We start from the raw sequence: 23,331 nt of genomic DNA on the forward strand, positions 1-23,331 counted from the left end.
TCCTAGGGGTGTAATCTTACAAACTGAACGTAATCTGTACTCGGAGGTTGAATACTATGCTGCTTCAATTCTTTGGCTATCTGCGCGCGATGGTAAGTGCCATGATTGAATGTGTGCAATAATATATCTGCAACACTGGTTTCAAAATTGACACCCGTTGTAGTGGAGTATTTAATAACCCGCGTGTCAATGTTTTTCATCTGTTCTAGCTGTAGTAAGCTATTGGCGCTTTCCTCAAGCAGGACTCTGCATGTTTCCAGTTCATGTAATTGCCAAACACCAAAGGAAGGGATGGCACCATTAATTCTGGAAATCCATCTTGTTTGTGCATTTACGATATGGCTAAACAGCAAAATGGAGGATTCTGGAACTAAAGCTGAATTGTCGGTCAGCGTGTTTAAAAAGAGTGAGTTTGCCCAGTTATTGTATTGACAGAATTTATTTAACATAGCAGCTTTTTTTATCTAAGTTAAAGGAATTCAATCGAAACATTGTGGTTTTATACTAAGAACAGCTATGGTGATCCGGCCCTTGGTGCCTTACCTTCCGATCCCAGAACGTATTACATGACCTTACAGTTTAAACTGTAGCTTTTGTTGGTTAAGTATATGTATACTTGTGTGTGATTTTAATCTGATTTCTGTAAAGCGATATGTTGTTGTACTTGCCGCCGACTGACATAATAGTAATTGCACCTGTGTTCTTTGTTTAGTTTTTATTATGTTGATAAACAAGTTGTAGTGTCTTTGCTTTTATATGAAGTTAAGATGTTGAGTATAAAAAGTAAGGAGTACTAATATTAATAAAAGCTTAACATTTACTGAACGTAACTGGAGATAAATAATGTTTAGTTTTGCTAAACATTTAGTTTATCATGTTATGCAATCAATTATAAAGACTGAAAAATTACAGAAAGTATTTGCCAATCCAGCCTGGGCACTGGTAGCGGCTTTCGGCACTTATTTTTGCATGTATGGCTTCAGAAAGCCATACACTGCTGCTACTTACGCTGAAATTTCACTTTTTGGTTTGAGCTATAAATTTCTACTGGTTATTGCCCAAACTTTAGGGTATGTTTTAGCGAAATGGTTAGGTATAAAAATTGTGTCAGAGATTAAATCTCATCAGCGGATAAAGGCAATTCTAGGCTTCATTGGATTTGCGGAGGTAATGTTACTGCTCTTCGGATTAGTGCCAAATCCATTTAATGTAATTTTTCTGTTTTTAAACGGGCTGTCTTTGGGTGTAATATTTGGTTTGGTACTTGGTTTCGTGGAGGGCCGTAAGCATACTGAGTTTATGGTGGCGGGGCTTTGTGCAAGTTTTATCATTTCCGATGGTGTATCCAAATCTGTTGGGGCTTATATTTTAGCATCTGGGGTAACCGAGCAGTGGATGCCTTTTGTGGCAGGCCTTGTGTTTTTGATACCCACATTGTTATTTATTGCAATGCTAACCTGCGTACCAGCTCCTTCGGCAAGGGACATTGCTTTACGATCAGCAAGAGTACCCATGACAGCTGAGGACAGGAGCAAATTCTTTAATAAATATGCACCAGGACTTATAGGGATTATTTTAGTTTATCTGATTGTTACATTGTTAAGGAGTGTAAGGGCTGATTTTGCTGTAGAGATATGGTCTGGACTTGGTTATGAGCAAACCCCAGATTTGTTTACACGCTCAGAATTGTTAGTATCATTTGGTGTTATCATTATAAGCGGTTTTGCTGCTTTCATACACAATCACTATAAAGCATTTAGTTTCTCTCTCTTTACAAGCCTTACAGGGTTTATGATTTTGCTTTTTGCTGTAGCTGGTTTAAATCATGGTGCAGACAAATTCATTTCTATGGTGCTGATTGGGCTTGGAATTTACATCCCTTATGTAGCTGTGCACGCTATTATGTTTGAGCGACTTATAGCCATTACTCGTGAAAAAGCCAATGTTGGATTTTTAATGTACATAGCTGATTCTGTTGGTTATACAGGTTATATTGGCCTGATGATTTTAAAGTCCTTTGCGCCAGCATCCGATTCTATTTTCGATCTGTTTCTAAAAATCAGCATCGGTATGGGGATTTTTGGTATTCTCCTGATTATATTTTGTTATCTGTATTTTAAAAATAAGCTAAAAAGTAATGAGCAACAAATTTCCACAATATCCGCAGGGCAAAGCTATACTGTTTAAAGGGCCTGGAAAACCTTTCGAGGTAATCAACAAGGACGTAACCGGTATCACTTTAAAGGAAATTTTAGTCAAAAATCTTTATACTACCCTCTGCGGAAGCGACATACATACCTATTGTGGCCATCGCGCAGAAGCTGAGCGGGTAGTGTTGGGGCACGAAATTGTTGGTGAGGTTTTATGGTTTGATGATGAACAGGAGTTAAAGGATTTAAATGGCGAGTTGATACAAATTGGGGACCGTATTGTATGGTCAGTTTTTGCTGTTCCTGAAGGTGTTGAGGCACCAAGAGCTGATATGCCTCAAAAAAGTGAACAGCTATTTAAATATGGTCATGCACTGGCAACTGAACAAGATATTTTTAATGGCGGAATGGCCGACTACTGTATACTCAAACCTAATACAGCATTCTTGAAAATATCAACAGACGTTCCTTTGAAAGTAGCTGCTACAATCAGTTGCGCACATTCAACAGTGATGGGGGCCCTAAGGATAGCAGGAGATATCATGGAGAAAAAGGTACTTATAGTAGGTGCAGGATTGCTGGGTATATCATGTGTAGCCATGTGCAGAGAGGCAGGGGCCAAATGGATAGGTTTGGTTGATAATGACCTATCACGCTTGCATTGGGGACCAAAATTTGGAACCGACGAGACTTACTTATTTCCTGAAAACACTAATGCAATACTGCCATGGCCAGAAGCCGATATTGTATTTGATATGACTGGGAGCCCAAAAGCCATGAAAACAGGTATTGACTCGCTGGCTCTTGGCGGCTGTGCTGTCTGGATTGGTGCTGTTTCTCCGGTAGATGCAGTTCCGGTGGATGCTCAAAAAATAGTACGCAAGCTTTTAACAATAAAAGGCCTGCATAACTACAACTACCAAGATTTTACAAATGCAACTGCTTTTATAATGAAAGAACATACAAAGTATCCTTTTAGCGAACTCATTGAAAAAGAATTTCTATTGGATAATGTAGAAGAAGCATTTCAGTTTGCCATTGAAAATAAACCTGTAAGGGTGGGCATCCAGATTAAGTAGTTTTTACAATTATAACTCGGTAATAAAATTAATAAAAGACTAAAAACTCTTTTATTTTTGATAAATATCTGTAGCTTTGCAACGGTTATGGGAGTCTTTTCAAAAACATGTGAATATGCTATACGCTCGGTTTTTTTTATCGCGCACCGTACGGCTTCTGGCAATAGGGTGGGGATAAAAGAAATCGCTAATGGTATTGATTCTCCTGAACATTTTCTAGCCAAAATCTTACAGGATTTAAGTAGAAGAGGTATAGTACAATCGGCGAAAGGACCTAATGGTGGTTTTTACATTGATGAGCGTGGTCTTAAACGCCCTTTATCAGAGGTTGTAGAAGCAGTAGATGGAAACAGTATTTTTACGGGCTGTGGCTTGGGGCTTGCTTATTGCTCTGAAACAAATCCTTGCCCATTGCATAATGAATTTAAAGCCATCCGTAACCAGCTGAAAGACCTTTTGGAGCAGACAACCATTGCTGATTTTAGTGAAAGTCTGAATTTGGGCATTACTAAATTGAGGAAATAATAGAGAAAAAAAATTTGCAATAATAAAAGATAAAAAGGTATTAATATATTTATTATGAACATTGAACAAAAACAATTGATTAGCGCTACGGTACCGGTATTGAAGGAAAATGGTGTATTATTAACCACCTACTTCTACAACAGAATGTTTACACATAACCCTGAACTTAAAAATATGTTCAATATGGGGAATCAGGAGAGTGGGAAACAACAAACCGCTTTAGCCATGGCTGTGTTGGCTTATGCAGAGAATATTGCAAATCCTGGTGTATTGATGCCTGTTGTGGATAGGATTGGACATAAACACGTAAGTTTAGACATCAGACCTGAGCACTATCAAATTGTTGGACGTCATTTAATTGCTTCAATACAGGAGGTTTTGGGAGCGGCAGCAACGCCTGATATCATAGATGCATGGACAGCTGCTTATCAACAGCTGGCAGCATTAATGTCAGGGCATGAAACAAAATTGTATCAGCAAAAAGCCGCTCAACAGGATGGTTGGACAGGTTGGAGACCGTTTTTTGTTGGAAAGAAAATTGTTGAATCTTTAGAGATTACTTCATTCTATTTGTACCCAGCCGACGGAGGAAAAGTAATGCCTCATATCCCGGGTCAGTACATTAGTATCCGTGTGTTTTTGCCAGAGTTAAGTTTGTATCAATCACGTCAGTATAGTGTGTCAAGTACGCCAATTAACGATTATTATCGCATTTCCGTAAAAAAAGAAAAAGGACTTTTGTTGGATGCCAATGGTAAGATTAGTAATTACCTGCACGATTTTATTCAGGAAGGAAATAAAATAGACCTTACCGCTCCTGCCGGTAACTTCACATTGGCTGAGGATTTGGATGCTCCGGTAGTATTAATTAGCGGAGGTGTGGGATTAACACCTATGATGAGTATGTTGCAGAATCTTGTAGATAAAGATTATGGTCATACTATTACCTGGTTGCACGGATGCAGAAACCGTAAGGTACATGCTTTTAAAGAAGAGTTAGATGAGATTACAAAGGAAAATGAGAATGTAAGCCAGCATATTTTTTATGATTGTCCAACCGCAATGGATAAACGTGAGGGCGTGATGGAAGGATTTTTAGATATCAATAAAATAACTTCACTACCCCAATTTTCTGGAACGAGATATTATGTATGTGGGCCCTCAGCATTTATTCAAAAACAATTCAACGATCTTGTTGCCAAAGGAATTGAAAAGGAATCAATTCTATTTGAAGAATTTGGCCCGGCCCTACTTCAATTGAATTAATTTATTGATACTAGCAGATGGAATCAACACCTTTGATTCCATCTGTATAGAAAGAGGATAGGAAATAGATTTATAGTATTATGGAAGAACAACGAAAAGATATAGATACAGAAACCGATGTAGAATTGCTTGTAAACGAATTTTATACCAAGGTAAGAAATGATGAACTTTTAGACCCCATTTTTGCTGCTGTCATTAAAGGGAATTGGGATACTCACCTTAAACTTATGGTTGATTTTTGGTCAACTTTACTCTTATATACCCGAAAATACGTTGGCGCTCCCTTACCTAAGCATTTACCACTTAAACTCTCAAATGAGCATTTCGACCGATGGATTAAGTTATTTAGCGAAACAGTAGACGAATTGTTTATTGGGGTAATTGCCGAAAATGCAAAAAACAGAGCATTAAGTATCGCAAGAATTATGAAAGCAACTAAAGGAATTTCAGCTGATTGAAGTCAATAGTCAGTGCATGTTAATTGGGATCAAAAAATACTCCACTTAATACCGCATTATCGCCTCGCACCATGTTGATCCTGAACTTTACCGATTTGTTATAAGAGTAAGTGAGGTAAGCGCCACCAAGGCAATTTTCCACTATTTTTACCGGTGCAATCAGTTTAGAGCTGGCTGCATCGAACATTTCTACTGCGATTTTTCTTCCCTTATTGTCCCAATCAACAAAGTAAAGGGATACTTTAAAGTCCTTAGTGCCCTTTATGTCAATTGTTGAAGTAAAAGTATACCCAATCTGGTCTGCATCCATAGCAAATAAACAAGCAGCGGTTCTAGGGAAGCTATTGGCAGCATCCGGCGAGAGTGCTCTGCTATCGTTCGTATTAGTTCTCCATACCACATTTAGGGGTAAACTGTTTCCCTTTACTTTATAGTAATTGACACCGGTGACATATGAAGGGAGTGACTTTTTATCTTTTCCATCCCCATTATAATTGCAGAGTACGTAACCATCTTTTCCATATACTTTTCCCCAATTTCCACTGGTTATAGAATCTATTCCGATGAATTTGGCAGGATATACCTCGGCCAGTTCGGAGTAACGGGGAGATTTACCTTTGTAAGTAGTTACAATTTGGTAGTTTCCAGGTTTAACTCCTGTAAAGTAAACGAACTGCGCATCTTCGCTAGCGCCATCAAAAGTCTGAAGAGCTCGAGAACGACCATTCCATGCTAAAACACCATTAATTTTAATGCTCATGATGGTTTTTTCAACTTTTGGAATACCGATTCGACCAAGGGTTCCAACAGGTATTGATACGTTACTTAACCCTGTAGAAACATCAAAACTTGCGCTGATTACACCCCGAGGAGTTGGTGTTTTTCCTGAAACATTTGTTAGTGTTCGCCCAAGGTGCGGAAGGATGTCAAATGTGGAGAAACCAGGTGATGTTGGTTTTATACCAAGAACCTCTTCACTAAGCCATTTGGTAGCCCCTGCACCCCATGGGTGACAAAGGCTTGTAAAGCCACATTGGTTATTGGGTACAGGTCCATTTTTGCTAACTACCGCATTCCATGATGGACGATAATCTTCGAAAAAAGTAGTGCCCCCGTATTTAATCTGACCACCCCATAAGTCACGTATAGAACTTAATGCGTCGTCATATTTATTCATTAAAGCAAATGCCTGGATTACAAAATATTGGTTGAAAGGAGAATAGGAGATGCGATTTACCTTGTCGGTAAAACTCTTTTCATAAATTGCTTTTTTCTCGTTACTGTTCAGAAAACCGGTTGAAACTGCATCTGCACCTGCGTGAAGACCGAAATCCTGATACCATGCTGCATTTTTCTTCAAGTCAGAAATTTTTTCAGTAGCATAACTAAGATATTTATCCCTCAAATCTTTCCGGCCATAAACATTCATTACCTCCGAAAATTCTTTCCAGGCACGTATGGATACCATTTTGTAAGCATTTTGTGGTTCCGGAAGATTGGGGTGTTCAAATCCGGATCCCAACCGCTCATCCCAACCGAAAAACTCAAGATTGGGATTGGTTCCATAAACCTTATAAGCGTCGTCCAGCTTCGCTGAGGCGTTATCTATATACTTTTTCAGTGTTGCAGTGTCGCCAGTGTATTTATAATAGTCAATTAAACTTAGTACCCAATAAAGCGCATAACTTCTGATACCATTACTCTGAGTTGAGGTATAATCAATATTTTTCTTTACAAAATCATAATTTCCAAATGCTACCATTGAGGCCGCCTGAGATGGATGGGCATCGCCGGTCCACGAAAATCTATCGCCACGATTCATCAAAATTGCCCCTAAATAATCTTTGAGTAGGTTCAACTTTACTGTGTAAGCTCCGGTATACCATATGCGAGTGAGTGTTGTATCGCTGCAGGAGAAACTTCCATTGTAATTCACAGGCCTGGTTTGGCATACTACTCGTACCCCGGTAATCCGCCAACTTTTAGAAAATGAGCGTACATGGATCCAGGCAAATCGTACACCCTCATATAAATCAGGGTTTAATTCAAGACGATATGTATTACCAAGCTTTTTAGGGGTGAGTGTTTTTGTCGGATAATTTGATGGATAGTTAGGCGTTTGATTGTATTCGCTTATACTCATTTCTACTTTTCCGGTAAGGTCAGGGCTATCAAATTCGACCCATCCTGCATTAGTTTGTCCGAAATCAAATCGGATATATCCTTCACCATTCACAACAATAACCTCGTTTTTCTTAAAATCATCCGTATTGAAACTGCGTGAGTCTGAAACAGTATAGTTCACAGGGTGTAATTGGTAGCTTTCCAAACCATCAGTTGCTTTTGGGTTTGCCCAGGTGTAATTAATAATAGGATCGGGAGAAAATGGGTTTATAGTTCCATTTTTTGTAGCTGTTATTGGCGGATAGCCTTTAATTTGCGCTTGTACCGAATTGTTGCCGATTGATAAAAGCACCAAGAAAGTAAGTGCAAAATAAGCTTTCCCCATTTGAACTGGTGTTATATTTTAGTTGAACAACGAAAGTACAGTGTATAAATTGAAATTCCGTTGCAGTAAAGCTGCAGTTATTTATACTTTTTGATATAAATCTCTAAAGTGAGATTCACATCGTGTCCCGATAATCTATTGCTAAGTTAAATTCTGGTGGTTAGTGGTTTACTGGTCGCCCTGTTTTTTGATAAAATATGTACACATTACGAGAAAACATACAAAAAACGACGAATCTGACGAAATCCGTAGTAATGCGATGAAATACGCGAAAAGGTTCGAATTGCTCCTCAGTCTGTTTTTATTATCAACATATTTGATTTATTAAACGAAGAAATAAAACAGTGATGGTTTTGTGCTGATGGATATTTGAATTTAAGCGGATCAGCACTTTGAAACGGCTAAAATGGGGGATTTGTAGGACTCTTATAGGACTTTTGTAGGACTATTAGTCCTACAAAAGTCCTATAAGAGTCCTATGTCAACCGGATGTTTAACTTAGTTTTATCAGAACCTGCGGATGATTTTGTTAGCATCCGCGTAAGTGAAAAGAAGAAATAAATAATTTATTAATCAATTAAAAATAAATAAAATGGCAAAAATGAGAAAAGGGATTTTCGGCCCTATTTCCGGAAGACTCGGTCCAGTTGTAGGCGGTGTTTGGAAAGGGATTGCTTACTTGCGTGGAGCTCCAAAAAAGAAAATAAAATCTGCACCCCGATCTCAGTTACAGATTGAGAATGAGCAGAAAATGAAATTTATGAATGAAGTATTGGTGCCTTTTCATCCATTTATTAACATTGGTTTCCAGAATCTTGCTAAAGCAAAAACGGCAATAAGTGCTGCGTATTCTGCAAATTACTATACGGCTATTACCGGGGTTTATCCTAATTTAGGAGTAGATTACAGTCGGTTGGTACTTGCTTTAGGCAATTTGCCTGGCTTAAACAGTTCGCAAGCCTCGCTTAGTGCTCCAGATACACTACAGCTTAACTGGATAGCCAATCAGGGAAATAAGGCAGTATATAATGATCAACTGATGCTGGTGGTATATTCTCCTCAATTAGGTATTTCCGATGGGTTTGTTGGTGCGGCACTTCGCAGAGACCTGCAATGTTCCTTTAAGTTTGACCCCAGGCTTGTAGGTATGCAGTTGGAAGTATACGTGAGTCTTACTTCATTTGACAGGAAGAAAATTGCAAATAGTATCTATTTAGGAAGAATAGATCCGCTTTAAGAATGTAATTAATTCTGGCAGAAATTTGACAACCAATTACATTCTCAATTGTTTTATAATCAGCAATTCTATGTGCTTAATATAGGTGTTATGGGATTTGTTGGAGTTTTATTCGCACTTTTTGTTGCTGTTATGCTTACGGCAATTTTCAGGCTGGTATTTAGAAATACTGGACCCTGGGGAGGATTTTGGGTTTTCTTTGTACTCATGTTTTTTATCTCTTTTGCTGCGGGAGAATGGGCAGTCCAAAGAGGGCCATCTGCTTGGGGATATTATTGGGTGCCTGGATTAATTGCTGCCGTTGTTGTAGCACTGATACTAGCTGCTGCCTCACCACAATCACCTGTACGAAAGAGAAATTTAAAGCGAAAAGCCGATGCGCACGACGAGGAGGAAGAGGAAGTATTTATTGCTACATCAGTTCTTAATATTTTTTTCTGGATTTTGATAATCACGCTGGTTTTAATCGTTATTGGAACTCTGGCCAGTAAAATGTAAGTCAGGATAGTAGATATTTAAATAATGGTATCATGCAACGCAATATTAAAAGTCTCATTGGTTTTAGCATGGGTGCTACCGATGGGGAAATCGGAAAAGTTGATGAGTTTTATTTTGATGATGAAACTTGGACAATACGTTATCTGATTGTAAAGACAGGTGGTTGGCTAATGGAGCGGAAAGTGCTCGTTTCGCCTGGAGCTTTAAAAGAACCGGATTGGGGAAACAGGTGTTTTCCGGTTAACCTCAGTAAGAGCCAAATAAAACATAGTCCGGATATAGATACTGAAAAACCTGTGTCCCGTCAGCATGAGCTGGAATTGTACAGTTATTATGGATGGCCTTATGGTGATCCTACCGGTGGCGGATTTTATGGACATATGGGTATGATGGGGATGGTTGAATCCAGAGTGCCATTTGAGACAGCTATCGGCGCAGTGCACAACGAAGAGGAACCTGGTGATCCACACCTGCGCAGCGTTAGTGAAATAAGAGGGTATCGCATTCATGCTAAAGATGGCGAAGTTGGTGAGGCGGTGGATTTAATAGTTGATGGGCACTTGAAAATTATTTCCCTAGTGGTGGATACAGGCAGTTGGTTGGCTGGTAAAAAGGTGCAAATCTCTACGGAATGGATAAAAGAGATTAACTGGAAAAGTTTATCATTTACTGTGGATATTTCTTTGGAGGATGTTAAGAATAGTCAGGAGTATAAATAATATTATTCTAACTTATCTAAAAGCCAATCTTTCATAAATAAATTGATTTCCCATTGGTCTGCAATTGGCTTATTGTCATTTAAACCTGTCAACATATATGGTGAAGGGCCGAATTCAGTAGTAATTGTTAAATACTCGTTGTTTAAGGTGCTGTGGTTTTTTAGTATTGAGCTCCATAGCGCAGTAAAAAAGAGAAGCTCTTTCTCCCAGTATGGGCTTCTTGGGTCGGGGATTTGTGGGCCTTGTGTGTAGCCAACCCTTGCGTGAACATGTTTGGTTCGTTTTACAGCTTCTTCCATAATTTCTGAGCAATTTTCTAAAAAGCTCTCAGTAACGCATGTCCAGTGTGAAAAGTCAGCAGTAATTTTCATCTCTGGCCTGCAATTAAAGAGGGCTGAGGCATTATATGGACTAAAACCTAATCTTCCACGATGGGTTTCATGTGCAACAGTAATGTTGTTTTTTATAGAAAACTCCTCGGCTATATCAATTACCCTTAATTGTTCGTCAAGGCTAAAATAATCCCTTCCACTGTGTGAATTTATCAGGAGAGGATTGCACTCCATAGTAAGGTTTAAGTAGTATTCATAGGATTTGCAATACTCATCTATATTTCTTCCTGTTGCCTGATGTTGATGGCCTACAATTGAAAGTTGGTATTCGTTCAATAAGCTAATGAATTTATTTCTTTCGATCGTATTTTCGGGTACCCAGGTATCAATTCCATTGTAACCGGCAGAACTAACCTTTTCAAAAAAATCTTCTAAAGTTAAGTGTTCGAGTCCCCATTGCGGGCAAAGGATAAGTAGTTTCATCAATCAAAAGTAAATAATATGATGCCTATGTCACACGACCAATAGTCACTTTTATTTGTCCTTTTTGACATGAATAATTAAATGTTTACTGATATCGTATTTGTGCAAACATTAGTCGTATTTGTTTAAATATTGGAAATGGAATTGCTTTAATTTCATCTTCAAATAACCAGTATAAATTTTGATGTGATGATGCGACTAATTTTTATGTTGTTTGGTGCAGTCCTTTTAGTGGGCATTGGAATCTATGTGTTTTCATCGTCTGTGCCTGCGCTGCCAAAAGACGTGGAGGAAGCATATCAAACTTTGCCAAAATCCCTTGACTATAATATAGATGTAAAACCAATACTTTCTGATAAATGTTTTGCTTGCCATGGCCCCGATAAAGCTAAACAGAAAGCCGGACTAAGATTAGATCATGCTGATTTTGCTTATGCTGAATTACCTGAAAATAAAGGCAAAGTTGCTATTGATCCAGGTAATCTAAATAATAGTGAGGCTTTTCATAGAATCATATCTGCCGACCCGAAGTACAAAATGCCTACTCCGGAATCGCATCTTAACCTTACGGCTATTGAAAAAGCAACACTGATTAGATGGATTAAGGAGGGTGCAGTATATAAGCCTCACTGGGCTTTTGTAAAACCCGTTAAAGTTGAAACACCGAAAGTTGATGAGGCTGCTAAAGTGAATAATCCTATTGATAATTTTATTGTCGATAAATTGCAAAAGCAAAAGTTAAAACAATCACCAGAGGCTAATAAGGAATTGCTGCTGCGCAGAGTATCGTTAGACCTAACCGGTTTGCCTCCAACCATAGCAGAAACTGATGCTTTTTTGAAAGATAAATCTCCCAATGCTTATGAGAAACAGGTTGACCGTTTGCTCCGTTCGCAGCATTATGGCGAAAAAATGGCGGTCGATTGGCTTGATGTAGCACGGTTTGCTGATTCTCATGGATATACTGTGGACAGGCTCAGAGATATGTCGCCTTATCGCGATTGGGTCATTAAAGCATTTAATACCAATATGGCTTACGACAAATTTATGCAATGGCAACTTGCAGGTGATCTTATGCCAAATCCAACGCGCGAAATGTTGATTGCAACGGCCTTTAATCGTAACCATCAGCAAAATATGGAGGGCGGAATTATTGAACAGGAATTTCAAACAGAATATGTAATAGATCGTACCAATACTTTTGGCGATGCTATGCTGGGTTTGTCGGTTGGTTGTGCCAAATGCCACGACCATAAGTACGATCCCATTTCACAAAAGAATTACTATCAGTTGTTCAGCTTTTTTAATAATGTGAAAGAAGCAGGACAGATTTCATTTGATGATACCATGCCGGGTCCAACATTGTTACTGCCCAATTCAGAAAAAGAGCGAGTGATAAGTGATATTAAAAAGACCATCTCAGTGCAGCAACAAAAGATAAGGGAAAAAGAACGTCAGGAGGAGGCTAGCTTTCAGAACTGGCTTAGTCGAAAGGATTATAAGAAACTAGCTGCCGACAATATACCTAAGGATGGGTTACAGGCCTACTTTAACTTTGATCAAGGTAACCTTAATGACCAGGTAGATCGTAAACAGATTGCTGTGATGAAACGTGATGCAGGAGGACCTGGTGAAGCCCCGGTTTTTATTGCAGGGAGCGCTGGTAAAGGTTTAGTACTGGATGGTGATACCTGGCTTGATCTGAATCAGGTGGGGGTTTTTCGTAAATCTGAACCATTTAGTATAGGGCTTTGGGTTAATATACCTAAACAGCTTACTGAAGGGGTAATATTTCATAAAAGTATTGCTGAACGCTTGTATAATTTTAAGGGATACCATCTTTACTTGAAAGATAATAAGTTGGAATTGAATATGGCCCACGCTTATCCTGCAAATGCGATAACCAAACTTAGTATTGATAATGTGCCACGCGATAAATGGATACAGCTAACTATGATCTATGATGGCTCATCAAAAGCATCTGGCCTAAAATTATATCTTGATGGTGCAGAGATGAAAATGGAAACTGTTATGGATAAGTTGGATAAGGATATTCTATTTCCCGGTGGTACACAACCGGGTTTACAAGTAGGAGCCTGGTGGCGCGGTCGTGGTTTTAAAGAAGGTAAGGTAGATGATGTTACGGTGTACAACCGTAGCTTAACACCAATTGAAGTATGCGTTTTGGCTAAAAAGACAAGCTGGAATCAATTGGTTTCAAAGCCCAAGCTAACAGATGCAGAGATAAGTTCATTTAGACAGTATTATTTTAATGTAGTTGATCCGCTATTGAAGAAAGAAGAAAATGAACTAAAGGTATTGCGCACTAACCTGTCAGACTCTACTGCGAATGTTCCGGAGCTGATGGTGATGCAGGAAATGACAAAACCGAAAAAAACTTTCTTACTTAAAAGGGGTAATTATGATATGCCCGGAGAGCAGGTATTTCCTAATACTCCTGAAAGTATATTGCCTTATGCTAAAAATCTTCCTAAAAACAGGTATGGCTTAGCCCAGTGGTTAACTAATCGTGATAACCCACTAACTGCCCGAGTTGCAGTAAATCGCCTTTGGCAGAATTTCTTTGGTGTAGGTTTGGTGAAAACTTCAGAAGATTTTGGTAACCAAGGGGAGATGCCTAGCCATTTAGAATTGCTAGATTGGTTGGCGGTTTCTTTCTTGGAATCGGGATGGAATGTAAAGGAATTGAACAAAAAGATCGTTATGTCGGCCACTTACAGACAAGATTCTAGGGCAAGTAAAGAAGCGCGTGAAAAAGATCCTGAAAACCGACTACTTTCTCACGGCCCTGCGTATCGGATGTCGGCCGAAATGATACGAGACAATGCACTTATGGCAAGTGGATTATTGAACCCTAAAATTGGTGGAAAAAGTGTAAAGCCTTATCAACCAGATGGTCTTTGGGAAATTAACAATACTTCATATACCCAGGATAAAGGTGCTGATGTATACCGCCGTAGTTTGTACGTGGTTGTTAAAAGGTCGGTGCCGAATCCTACACTGTCGACCTTTGATGCTACTTCACGTAGCTATTGTGTTATCCGAAGACAAAAAACGAATACTCCTTTGCAGGCACTGGTAACGCTAAATGATCCTACTTTTTTGGAAGCAGCAAAGGTATTGGGCGAACAGATGACCAAGGTAGCTGATAGTCGTCAGGCTATAGCTCAAACTTATAGAAAGCTTACAGGCCGTTTAGTACAATCAAAAGAGTTGGAATTGCTGTCTGCTTTACAGCAAATGGAATTGAAGAAATTCAGGAAAAACCTGGAAAAGCAAAGTGGTTGGCTCAATGCCGGCCAATACCAGGTTAATAAAACGATGGACAGTGCAATGATTGCTGCAAATGCAGTTGTTGCCAGTACCATATTAAATTCAGATGCAACATTAACAAAACGATAACCTCATGGCAGATCATCACCACCACGAAGAAGAATTTAGGCTCAATGACCCTGAATTTAATCGGTTGAACCAAAGACTGGATCGGCGCGACTTTCTGACCAAAACATCCATGGGAATTGGTGCTTTGGCACTTGGGTCCTTGTTTGGTAACAAACTAATGGGAAATGCTCCTCGTCCTGCAATCAGCAATGCAACAGGAGATATGGAGCAGGAGATATTAAGGGCATTGCCACACTTTGCTCCAAAGGCTAAAAGAGTGGTATACCTTTTTATGAGTGGGGGGCCTTCGCAGCTTGAAACTTTTGATTATAAGCCTGCATTGGTAAATATGATGGGGCAAAACCTGCCGGATTCTGTCCGTAAGGGGCAGAGGTTAACAGGGATGAGTGCAAACCAGAGCGCTTTACCGATGGTGCCTTCTTATTATAAGTTTAATCAACACGGGCAAAACCAGACCTGGATTAGCGAGTTGTTACCTTATACCGCCAAAGTGGTTGATGATTTATGTATTGTAAAATCTATGCATTCTGAAGCGATTAATCATGATCCGGCAATTACCTTTTTTCAAACTGGGAATCAATTACCTGGTCGCCCATCAATAGGCTCCTGGTTAAGTTATGGGTTAGGCTCTGATAATGAAAATCTGCCCACATTTATTGTTTTGGTATCTAAAAACGGTCAGAAAGATCAACCTCTTTACGCCCGCTTATGGGGTAATGGATTTTTACCATCCAAACATCAGGGTGTACAATTTGGATCAGGAAAAGATCCGGTATTGTTTCTTAACAATCCCGATGGCTATGATGGAGCCGATAGGAAAGAAATGCTGGAATATCTGTCGAAGTTAAATCAGGTACAAAACAGTACTTATGGTGATCCGGAGGTAGATGCGCGAATAGCGCAATATGAAATGGCTTACCGTATGCAAACATCGGTGCCGGAAGTGATGAGTGTAGCTGATGAGCCAGAGGAAGTATTTGAGTTGTATGGGCCTGATAGTAAAGATCCGGATACTTATGCGGCAAACTGTCTGTTGGCGCGGAAACTGTTAGAAAAGGATGTGAAATTTGTTCAGCTGTACCACCAGGGATGGGATCAGCATGGAGGCTTGCCATCTGGTATCGCGGGACAATGTAAAGCTACAGATCAGGCAACAGCAGCCCTGATCACAGATTTGAAACGCAGAGGTTTGCTTGAAGATACATTAGTGATTTGGGGAGGCGAGTTTGGTCGTACAGTATACTCACAAGGCAAGTTAACGGCCAATGATTATGGTAGAGACCATCATCCGCGCTGTTTCACCATGTGGATGGCTGGTGCAGGGGTAAAGCCGGGAATTAGTTTCGGTGAAACTGATGACTTTAGCTATAATATTGTGAAAGATCCTGTTCATGTACATGATTTTCAGGCTACTTTATTGCACCTCATGGGGATTGATCATGAGCGGCTTACTTATAAGTTTCAAGGTAGGAGGTTTAGACTTACTGATGTAGAAGGAAAAATAGTAAAGGGTATTTTAGCATGATATTACTGGATATTTTTACTTTTTCCGGGCGGTTACACCCACTGATTGTACACTTGCCAATTGGTTTTATTTTGCTTGCTACATTGTTTAACATCTTATCCTATTTGCAAAAATATAGGCATCTGAAGCAAAGTGTCCCTCTTATTTTGTTCATTGGTTTTGTTGCGGCAGTGCTGGCCTGTATATTTGGGTATGTGCTCTCTCTAAGTGGAGATTATGATGCCGATACGCTTAGCCATCACAAGTTTTCGGGAATTACATTAGCCATTATTTGTGGGTTACTTTATTTTTCTTCTACTTCGGTGTTTAGAAAATACCTTCATATTGGAGATAAACTCTTCTCGGCTTTACTGTTGGGATTGGTTGTGTTGATGAGTTATAGTGGCCACCAGGGTGCAAGCCTTACACATGGAAACGATTATCTGACTTTTCGCACATTGATGCAACAGGAACGTGAAAAGCCAGCAACAGTAGAACAAGCAATGTTGTTTGAGGATGTAATACAACCAATCCTTCAAAAAAAATGCATACAATGCCACCGTGATGGGAAACAAAAAGGTGAACTATCTTTAGAATCATTAACTGCACTAAAAAAAGGCGGCAAGAATGGTCAGGCCGTGGTGCCAGGCAAGCCGGATGCCAGCGAGCTTTTTAAGCGCATTACTCTCGATGAAGATCATAAGGATTTTATGCCAGCCGATGGAAAACCTCCTTTAACCAAAAATGAAGTAAAACTGATTACATGGTGGATTAAAGAAGGTAAAGCAGAAGGGGGTAAAACTATTGCTGAAATTAAAAATACAACTGCATTAAAACCAATGGTAGCGCTGTTTTTAGGGATAGGAGGAGTTACAGATTCTGAAGAGGATGGTGGTAGTGAAGTGTCTCAGGTTATTAATCCTGATTTGCCACTTGCTGTGGATACCGCAATCATTGCTAAGCTGAAAAATAAAGGAATTAGGATTAGAATGATGTTGAATAAACCTGTAATGCTTGATGTGACCTTACCTTCGAAATCCGGCATTAAAGTGGCAGATGTAAAAACTGATATATTAAAGCTGGCAAAGAACATTGTTTGGTTAAATTTTTCGGACAATCAATTAACAGATCAGGACCTTGATTTTCTACCTTCACTAACTAACCTTGAGAAACTGAGACTGGATAAAAATCCTGTTACGGATCGTTTAAGCGATTACTTAATTTCCATGAAGCATCTTGAAGCAGTGAACCTCAATGAAACTAAGATAACAGATGCCACTACGCTAAAGCTTAAAAAGAATCCTGGCATTAAAAGGGTGTACAGTTGGAAAACTAGCATCGCCGAAATAAAAATGGATTAGCCATAAAACCTAACTGAACAACAATTTTTGTGGAGATAGAAATGGAAAATATTATCTTCAAATAAATATTTCTTAATGAACACTATTGATTGCAAGTCAACATTTACATTACTGCTTACAGATTATGTGAAATTGAATAAGAACTGGAATTATAAGAATGTTACCAGTGTGTTCTATAGGATAATATATATTGATGAAGGAGAAGGGAAACTTATATGCGATCTGGAAGAGTATGCCCTTGAGCCAGGTTTTTTGTATTTAATACCTAGTTTTACCACTTGTAGCTATATATGTGAGCATTATCTGAGCCATTATTACATTTGTTTTTTGGAGGAATTTCAGTTAGGTTCTCTATTTGTTTCTAATAGAAATGTGTTTAAGATTTCTGCAAGTGAAATAGACATTACGTCTATGAAAAGAGTATTTAAGCTTAATCCTGGGAGGGGGTTGGTTACTTCAAATAATCCTGAGGTATTTGAAAAGGATAAAGATTTAACAGCTTATTATGATTTGAATAATACGATGCCATTGTCTGCTTATATGGAAACATGTGGACTTCTATTGACACTGGTTTCCAGATTTGTTCAATCTCCATTGTTTTTAAAGACTGAGGCGAATCATATTAATTCGAAAATTGCTAGTGCTATTTTCTTTATGAAGAATAATTTAAGACGTCCTATCTCAGTTGCGGAATTGGCTAGAACTGCAAATTATCATCCGGATCATTTCTCCAGACTATTTTTACAAAATACAGGTGCAAGGCCTTTAGATTACCTTAAATCGAAAAGAATTGAACGGTCACAGTTTCTTTTGGCCACTACCGATATGACTTTTTACGAAATAGCCAACGAATCCGGATTTGAAAGTCAAGCTTATTTCTCAAGAGCTTTCAAAAGTGTAACCGGTTTTACTCCGGGGCAATACAAAAAGAATATTGCCCGGAGGTTAATTTTATAGCTTACCTTTTTGCTAGGTTAAATCATTAATTTTTTACTGATTTAGAAGAGGCTTTACTTTTCTAAGCATTTCATCGGCTGTGGTAGTAGCCAATGATTTTATGTCGAACATTTTCAACGCATTGTTTAGCTCGTTTAGCTGCTTAGTCTGTTTGTTTTTTTGATAAAATGATTTTAATTGTCTGATTTTTTCAAAATCCTGAGCACCTTCCAATAGCTTTTCAAATCTTAAAGAGCTTAGTGGACCAGGGTAAACCATATAAGTATCCCCAGCTGGCCAAGTGATAAAACGGCTATCTACCAGTGGATTTTTTGTCCAGCTATTATAAGCCCATCTTAAATAGCCGTCCATATTTTTATTCGCGGTGTACCAACCTATCCATGCGCCCTCAGCAGGTGATGAGAAAGTGAATCCATTAGGATAAGGCTCAGTACAGCAGGTGTACCAGGTGCTAACTTTACCTTGTTGCTGGCGTTTTTGCAAAGTAGCCGCAGGAAAGTCCCATCTAGAGGCAATGCAATAGGTATCTATATCTTTTTCTATTTCAGGATGATAATCTCCTGCCAATGCAATTTTCCAGTTTTTATCTGTTTCTTTCAATAATTTTATCACTGATTTCATTGCTTCCATTGGCCTTTCGTCCATTGCAATATAAGTTTTGCTAAACCATCCTTTTTGTTTCAGGTGCTTGGTAAAATCGACAAGCATAGTTTTCCAAAAAGCGTCATATGATGGAGTGCCAATAGCATCTGTTAAAATGGCCTCTTTTTGTAGGTTTTCGTCATAATAGGTGAAAGCAATTTTCCAAGGCACCATACTGTAACAGTTGATTCGTTCCGTAATACCGCAATCCATTACAAAAGCTACATATTTATCAAATAAGCTATAATCGTATTTCCAGCTTCCATCTTTTTTCTTGGTCCATTTAATCAAACTCGGATAATCATCATACGTTTGATGACCCCAAGGCTCATTAACTATACTTGTGGTAATGGTTTTTTGGCCTGCATTGGCCAACATTTGATAGTACTCTTTCATTAATGAAAAATGTTCAGTACTCCATAATGGCACATTGTGCGTGCGGGAAATAGCTGCCGGATGTTGCCATAAATCTAAATCATATTTCCATTTACTAGCAGGAGGTAGTGTTTTGTTTAATACCTGCACAGTTATCGACATAGTATATTCCTTATCACCTTTTATTTTAATTGCACCTTTGTAACTTCCTGGAGTGGTGTTGTTTGGAACTTTTATGCTTAGCCAAATTGGTTGGGTGCTATTTTTTTTAAGTAGGACAGCGGTAGTTTTTGTATCAATGATATCTGCAACATATGAAGAATCAAAGTCTTCTGGTTTACGGTAACCACAGCCATCTCTAAATTCGTCGGTAATCACATATTTTACAAAACCAGCTGTAATGTTTTCTTTGTTAATGACTTGTCCTTCCTTGTTTTTCAGATCAGACATTTGTAAACTAATGTTGTTTACACTCTGGTTTGCCCATACCAATAGTTGTGTGTGTATTTTTTCACCTTTCCATGCTTTTGCTTGCCACATTGATTGTAATTGCACTTTTGGGGGCAATTCTTTTGCAAAACGTGTGTTAGAGGATGCAAAACTTACATTTAATCCATTGGATACTTTGCTCCATTCATTACTAATGATTTGCTCATTTAACTGAGGCTTTTTTTGCAAGGCTAAGCTTACATCTTGCGCCTTAATATTTAAGCATAAAAAGGATAGACAGATAAGAAAAAGATGTTTCATGTTTCTAAGTTAAGTATTTAGAGGGTATGGTAAAATTGTTTATGTATCAGGTTTATTACGCAAGCGTTTGATGTAGTGTAACAATGTCGATAGGGTTGTTTAGGGCTCACTTCAAGAATACTTTATTAATGAGATTGGGTAGTGTAAATGCAGGGTGTTGATTTATACTAAACTAATGTTTAGTATTGGTGCTTTTGTTGGCCAGATATAAATTTTTTAGATATGAGAACAAATTTTTTAAAAATGCTTGTTTTAACAATGATCTCCTTTTCGGCAATAGCTCAAAAAATACCTGCCAAAGTATTGATTATTGGCCTGGATGGTTTTAGCTCCGAAGGTTTTAAGACTGCAAAACATCCTAATTTGGATAAAATGATTGCCGATGGTGTATTGTCGCTCACTACAAGGCCGGTTATGCCATCTGTTACCCTGCCGAACTGGACCAGTCATATGACCGGTTCCGGGCCTGAAGAGCACGGAATAACAAGTAATGATTGGACGTTAGAGAAACATCCTTTGGCTTCCATTGAGACGGACAAGGATGGCTATTACCCTTCAATCTTTAAAGTTCTGAAAGATGAAATGCCATCTTCCAAAATCGCATACTATTACAATTGGAAAGAATTGATTAATCCTATTAACAGAAAATACCTTGATGAGGTTTATTTTGAAGATAAGGATCAGTATCAACAGAGTTATCAAAAAGCTTATGATTTTTTGCTAAAGAATAGGCAAAGCCCTTCACTTGTATTTTTATATAGTGTACACACTGATCATGCAGGTCATAGTTTTAAATGGATGTCGCCGGAATATATCAAAGCTATTGAAGATGCAGATGTCGAAATAGGGATATTGCTGGATAAGTTAAAAGCTTCGGGAATTTATAAGGACACACATATTTTGTTAATTACCGATCATGGTGGGGTAAACCAAGGGCATGGTGGTGTTTCGATGGCTGAGATGCAAATACCTTGGGCCATCACCGGACCAAAGATCAGAAAGCGTGGGTTAATTACCGAATTCAACAGCAATAAGAATACGGCTCTGGTGTTGGCTAAGATTTTTGGAATTAGTAAGCTTCCTTCTTCCTGGACCGGGGTAGTGCCAAATGGGGTATTTAAATAAAGCCTGTTTCAGTTTTTTTAGAACCAAAAGACTGTTCTGTGATAAGTATTATGTTTTAAAAGTAAGGAAGGATAATTATATATTAAAGAATATAATGGAATATAGGATTGCTTTAATGGAAATTCTAAGAGCTTTTAATGCTATTGTAATTTGATTTTCAACAGTGCGTTTTGAAATCCCTAGCTTATCTGCGATTTCTTGATTAGATAAGTTATCGAATCTGCTTAGCATAAAAATTTCTTTGCATTTCTTTGGCAATTTTGCAAGAACGAGTTCAATACTATTTTCCATTTCCTGGTAACGGATTTTTTCCTCTCCTTGATTCACGACATAACTTGAGTCTGGGAGCGCATCATATTCGTCGACAAGCACAATTGGGTTGAGTTTTCCTCTTTTTATTAATTTGTATACCTGGTACCTTGATGCTGTGGTGAGATAATTTTTAAAAGAAGTAACTTCTAAACTGTGTCTGTTGCGCCAGATGTTTAAAAAGATATCATGTACAAGTTCGGTACAAGCTTCCTGGTCTTTAAGGTATGTAAAGGATGTAGTATAGACAGCAGACCAATACCTGTTAAATAACAGATCAAAGGCCTTGTTGTTATCTAATTGTATCAGCTTCCATAATTCAGAATCGGAAGGTTGAGCTTTTGTCATACAGAATATCCCTGATTTAAAAATAGGTTATTTTTTGCTGAATAACCTCTACATAGTTAGTTAATAGTTTAGCAAAATAAAATAAAAAAATATTTATGTGTGTGTTGGTCGAAATTCGGCTCTATATAAGTGATACCAAATATTAAAGTATGTCTAAGAACGAGTTTATAAAACTTTACGAAAAGTTTAAGTCGGGGAATTGTTCAGCAAAAGAAAAGGAATTCTTAGAGAATTTTAAGGATGATTATAAGCTGGAGGATTATGAATGGACACCTGAAATGGGTAATAAAACTTATGTACATGAAGTTTTATATGCCAGATTGAAGGAGGAAACAGAGCCGACAAGGGATAAAGTGCGTAAACTTTATCCAGTTCTACGATGGATATCCGCTGCGGCTATATTAATCATAATAGGTACATCTGTAGTTCTCTTTTATCAAAATAGAATTCAAGTAAGTAATGATGCCCTGCCGTTAGTTAAGTTTGAGACGAGAAAGGGCCAGAAAAAGCAAATCACATTAAGTGATGGAACTGTAGTTTGGTTAAATTCACTTAGTTCTCTAACATTAAAAAATGGATTTAATGATGAAGTCAGAGAGGTAAACCTTATTGGGGAGGCTTATTTTGATGTAACTCATAACGCAGATAAACCCTTTAAAGTTCATACCATAGATTTTACTATAAATGTATTGGGAACTGCATTTAATGTAAAAGCATACGCTGATGATAAGACTTCTGAAACAACTTTGATTCGTGGTTTAATTACCATGCAACCCCATGAAGATCATAAAAATGCGATTACTGTAAAACCTAGTCAAAAAGTAGTATTTATAAAAAATGAGAAGTTAAAATCTGGTGGCAATGAAACTGGTATTCAGGATATTATTGTTAAAAAATATCAAGAGGTTCGTGATACTACTGTAGTTGAAACTGCATGGACTAAAAATACTCTGGAAATATATGATCAAAAATTTATTGATATAAAAAGCGACTTAGAAAGGTGGTTTGATGTACAAATCATTTTTAAGTCGGAGGAAGTGAAGAACTATAAAATTACAGCAACATTCGCAAATGATAATATAAATGATGTATTAATTGCACTTAAAAAAACACTAAATTTTAACTATGAGATAAAAGAAAAGACGATCACCATATCAAAATAAAAGGACGGTGTTGAAGCCACCGCCCTTAATTTTTTGATCCTTATTAATGACAGTTACTGCGCAAACAATGTGCTGTCAAAATTCACTAAACCAAAAAACAAAAATATGATAAATTATT

The 23,331-nt window shown here is 38.1% G+C and carries 19 protein-coding genes; 14 read left to right on the forward strand and 5 right to left on the reverse strand.

Annotated elements, in window-relative coordinates; translation table 11 throughout:
* Positions 1-2: 2 nt before the first annotated feature.
* Positions 3-449, reverse strand: a complete 447-nt coding sequence (locus HQN83_RS12465) for a DinB family protein (protein ID WP_173090679.1) — start codon at positions 447-449, stop codon at positions 3-5.
* Positions 450-879: 430 nt separating this feature from the next.
* On the opposite strand from HQN83_RS12465, the gene HQN83_RS12470 reads away from it, so the two are divergent.
* From HQN83_RS12470 to HQN83_RS12490, 5 genes are all read left to right on the forward strand, one after another.
* On the forward strand, positions 880-2,187 hold the full coding sequence (locus tag HQN83_RS12470) for a DUF5690 family protein (protein ID WP_173090680.1): 1,308 nt from the start codon (positions 880-882) through the stop codon (positions 2,185-2,187).
* Positions 2,138-3,229, forward strand: coding sequence for a zinc-binding dehydrogenase (locus HQN83_RS12475; protein ID WP_173090681.1), 1,092 nt, complete (start codon positions 2,138-2,140; stop codon positions 3,227-3,229). The genes HQN83_RS12470 and HQN83_RS12475 overlap by 50 nt, the downstream gene beginning before the upstream one ends.
* Positions 3,230-3,286: 57 nt before the next feature.
* Entirely contained in the window at positions 3,287-3,754 is a 468-nt protein-coding gene (locus HQN83_RS12480; protein ID WP_246254487.1) for an RrF2 family transcriptional regulator, read from the forward strand.
* Between the two features lie 54 nt (positions 3,755-3,808).
* On the forward strand, positions 3,809-5,020 hold the full coding sequence (gene hmpA, locus HQN83_RS12485; protein ID WP_173090682.1) for an NO-inducible flavohemoprotein: 1,212 nt from the start codon (positions 3,809-3,811) through the stop codon (positions 5,018-5,020).
* Positions 5,021-5,100: 80 nt separating this feature from the next.
* Positions 5,101-5,478, forward strand: a complete 378-nt coding sequence (locus HQN83_RS12490) for a group III truncated hemoglobin (protein WP_173090683.1) — start codon at positions 5,101-5,103, stop codon at positions 5,476-5,478.
* Between the two features lie 19 nt (positions 5,479-5,497).
* On the opposite strand, the gene HQN83_RS12495 is transcribed toward HQN83_RS12490, so the two are convergent.
* Complete coding sequence (locus HQN83_RS12495; protein WP_173090684.1) at positions 5,498-7,987, reverse strand: alpha-L-rhamnosidase C-terminal domain-containing protein; 2,490 nt, start codon at positions 7,985-7,987, stop codon at positions 5,498-5,500.
* 601 nt (positions 7,988-8,588) lie between these two features.
* Here HQN83_RS12495 and HQN83_RS12500 point away from each other — a divergent pair.
* The 3 genes from HQN83_RS12500 to HQN83_RS12510 all read left to right on the forward strand — a co-directional run bounded on the left by HQN83_RS12500 (position 8,589) and on the right by HQN83_RS12510 (position 10,441).
* The gene (locus tag HQN83_RS12500) at positions 8,589-9,224 is read left to right on the forward strand and encodes a DUF6266 family protein (protein WP_173090685.1); all 636 of its coding nucleotides are present in this window, start codon (positions 8,589-8,591) and stop codon (positions 9,222-9,224) included.
* A gap of 90 nt (positions 9,225-9,314) precedes the next feature.
* Complete coding sequence (locus HQN83_RS12505) at positions 9,315-9,722, forward strand: hypothetical protein (protein ID WP_173090686.1); 408 nt, start codon at positions 9,315-9,317, stop codon at positions 9,720-9,722.
* Positions 9,723-9,754: 32 nt separating this feature from the next.
* A complete protein-coding gene (locus HQN83_RS12510) occupies positions 9,755-10,441 on the forward strand; it encodes a PRC-barrel domain-containing protein (protein ID WP_173090687.1) in 687 nt (228 codons plus the stop codon).
* Between the two features lie 2 nt (positions 10,442-10,443).
* Here the strand turns inward: HQN83_RS12510 and HQN83_RS12515 are convergent, their stop codons facing one another.
* Positions 10,444-11,256, reverse strand: coding sequence for a sugar phosphate isomerase/epimerase family protein (locus HQN83_RS12515; RefSeq protein ID WP_173090688.1), 813 nt, complete (start codon positions 11,254-11,256; stop codon positions 10,444-10,446).
* Between the two features lie 189 nt (positions 11,257-11,445).
* Here HQN83_RS12515 and HQN83_RS12520 point away from each other — a divergent pair, with 189 nt between their 5' ends.
* From HQN83_RS12520 to HQN83_RS12535, 4 genes are all read left to right on the forward strand, one after another.
* Positions 11,446-14,679, forward strand: a complete 3,234-nt coding sequence (locus HQN83_RS12520) for a DUF1553 domain-containing protein (protein WP_217277384.1) — start codon at positions 11,446-11,448, stop codon at positions 14,677-14,679.
* A 4-nt stretch (positions 14,680-14,683) separates the two neighbouring features.
* Positions 14,684-16,204, forward strand: a complete 1,521-nt coding sequence (locus HQN83_RS12525) for a DUF1501 domain-containing protein (protein ID WP_173090689.1) — start codon at positions 14,684-14,686, stop codon at positions 16,202-16,204.
* Complete coding sequence (locus tag HQN83_RS12530; RefSeq protein ID WP_173090690.1) at positions 16,201-17,544, forward strand: c-type cytochrome domain-containing protein; 1,344 nt, start codon at positions 16,201-16,203, stop codon at positions 17,542-17,544. The genes HQN83_RS12525 and HQN83_RS12530 overlap by 4 nt, the downstream gene beginning before the upstream one ends.
* 75 nt (positions 17,545-17,619) lie before the next feature.
* Complete coding sequence (locus tag HQN83_RS12535; RefSeq protein WP_173090691.1) at positions 17,620-18,501, forward strand: helix-turn-helix domain-containing protein; 882 nt, start codon at positions 17,620-17,622, stop codon at positions 18,499-18,501.
* A 33-nt stretch (positions 18,502-18,534) separates the two neighbouring features.
* On the opposite strand, the gene HQN83_RS12540 is transcribed toward HQN83_RS12535, so the two are convergent.
* Positions 18,535-20,268, reverse strand: coding sequence for a DUF4091 domain-containing protein (locus HQN83_RS12540; protein ID WP_173090692.1), 1,734 nt, complete (start codon positions 20,266-20,268; stop codon positions 18,535-18,537).
* 222 nt (positions 20,269-20,490) lie between these two features.
* Between HQN83_RS12540 and HQN83_RS12545 the strand changes: the two genes are divergently transcribed.
* Positions 20,491-21,393: an alkaline phosphatase family protein gene (locus tag HQN83_RS12545; protein WP_173090693.1), complete on the forward strand. Its 903-nt coding sequence runs from the start codon at positions 20,491-20,493 to the stop codon at positions 21,391-21,393.
* A 75-nt stretch (positions 21,394-21,468) separates the two neighbouring features.
* Here the strand turns inward: HQN83_RS12545 and HQN83_RS12550 are convergent, their stop codons facing one another.
* On the reverse strand, positions 21,469-22,050 hold the full coding sequence (locus tag HQN83_RS12550) for an RNA polymerase sigma factor (protein WP_173090694.1): 582 nt from the start codon (positions 22,048-22,050) through the stop codon (positions 21,469-21,471).
* A gap of 149 nt (positions 22,051-22,199) precedes the next feature.
* On the opposite strand from HQN83_RS12550, the gene HQN83_RS12555 reads away from it, so the two are divergent.
* Positions 22,200-23,213 (forward strand): FecR family protein, encoded by a 1,014-nt coding sequence (locus HQN83_RS12555; RefSeq protein WP_173090695.1) that lies wholly within the window; start codon positions 22,200-22,202, stop codon positions 23,211-23,213.
* Positions 23,214-23,331: the final 118 nt, after the last annotated feature.

Source organism: Pedobacter foliorum, from assembly GCF_013266735.1.
GTDB lineage: Bacteria > Bacteroidota > Bacteroidia > Sphingobacteriales > Sphingobacteriaceae > Pedobacter > Pedobacter foliorum.

What these genes read in the sequence shown, in the direction of transcription:
- HQN83_RS12465 (WP_173090679.1), bottom strand. Translation starts at nt 449, where the DNA reads ATGTTAAATAAATTCTGTCAATACAATAACTGGGCAAACTCACTCTTT.
- HQN83_RS12470 (WP_173090680.1), top strand. Translation starts at nt 880, where the DNA reads ATGCAATCAATTATAAAGACTGAAAAATTACAGAAAGTATTTGCCAAT.
- HQN83_RS12475 (WP_173090681.1), top strand. Translation starts at nt 2,138, where the DNA reads ATGAGCAACAAATTTCCACAATATCCGCAGGGCAAAGCTATACTGTTT.
- hmpA (WP_173090682.1), top strand. Translation starts at nt 3,809, where the DNA reads ATGAACATTGAACAAAAACAATTGATTAGCGCTACGGTACCGGTATTG.
- HQN83_RS12490 (WP_173090683.1), top strand. Translation starts at nt 5,101, where the DNA reads ATGGAAGAACAACGAAAAGATATAGATACAGAAACCGATGTAGAATTG.
- HQN83_RS12495 (WP_173090684.1), bottom strand. Translation starts at nt 7,987, where the DNA reads ATGGGGAAAGCTTATTTTGCACTTACTTTCTTGGTGCTTTTATCAATC.
- HQN83_RS12500 (WP_173090685.1), top strand. Translation starts at nt 8,589, where the DNA reads ATGAGAAAAGGGATTTTCGGCCCTATTTCCGGAAGACTCGGTCCAGTT.
- HQN83_RS12505 (WP_173090686.1), top strand. Translation starts at nt 9,315, where the DNA reads ATGGGATTTGTTGGAGTTTTATTCGCACTTTTTGTTGCTGTTATGCTT.
- HQN83_RS12510 (WP_173090687.1), top strand. Translation starts at nt 9,755, where the DNA reads ATGCAACGCAATATTAAAAGTCTCATTGGTTTTAGCATGGGTGCTACC.
- HQN83_RS12515 (WP_173090688.1), bottom strand. Translation starts at nt 11,256, where the DNA reads ATGAAACTACTTATCCTTTGCCCGCAATGGGGACTCGAACACTTAACT.
- HQN83_RS12520 (WP_217277384.1), top strand. Translation starts at nt 11,446, where the DNA reads ATGATGCGACTAATTTTTATGTTGTTTGGTGCAGTCCTTTTAGTGGGC.
- HQN83_RS12525 (WP_173090689.1), top strand. Translation starts at nt 14,684, where the DNA reads ATGGCAGATCATCACCACCACGAAGAAGAATTTAGGCTCAATGACCCT.
- HQN83_RS12530 (WP_173090690.1), top strand. Translation starts at nt 16,201, where the DNA reads ATGATATTACTGGATATTTTTACTTTTTCCGGGCGGTTACACCCACTG.
- HQN83_RS12535 (WP_173090691.1), top strand. Translation starts at nt 17,620, where the DNA reads ATGAACACTATTGATTGCAAGTCAACATTTACATTACTGCTTACAGAT.
- HQN83_RS12540 (WP_173090692.1), bottom strand. Translation starts at nt 20,268, where the DNA reads ATGAAACATCTTTTTCTTATCTGTCTATCCTTTTTATGCTTAAATATT.
- HQN83_RS12545 (WP_173090693.1), top strand. Translation starts at nt 20,491, where the DNA reads ATGAGAACAAATTTTTTAAAAATGCTTGTTTTAACAATGATCTCCTTT.
- HQN83_RS12550 (WP_173090694.1), bottom strand. Translation starts at nt 22,050, where the DNA reads ATGACAAAAGCTCAACCTTCCGATTCTGAATTATGGAAGCTGATACAA.
- HQN83_RS12555 (WP_173090695.1), top strand. Translation starts at nt 22,200, where the DNA reads ATGTCTAAGAACGAGTTTATAAAACTTTACGAAAAGTTTAAGTCGGGG.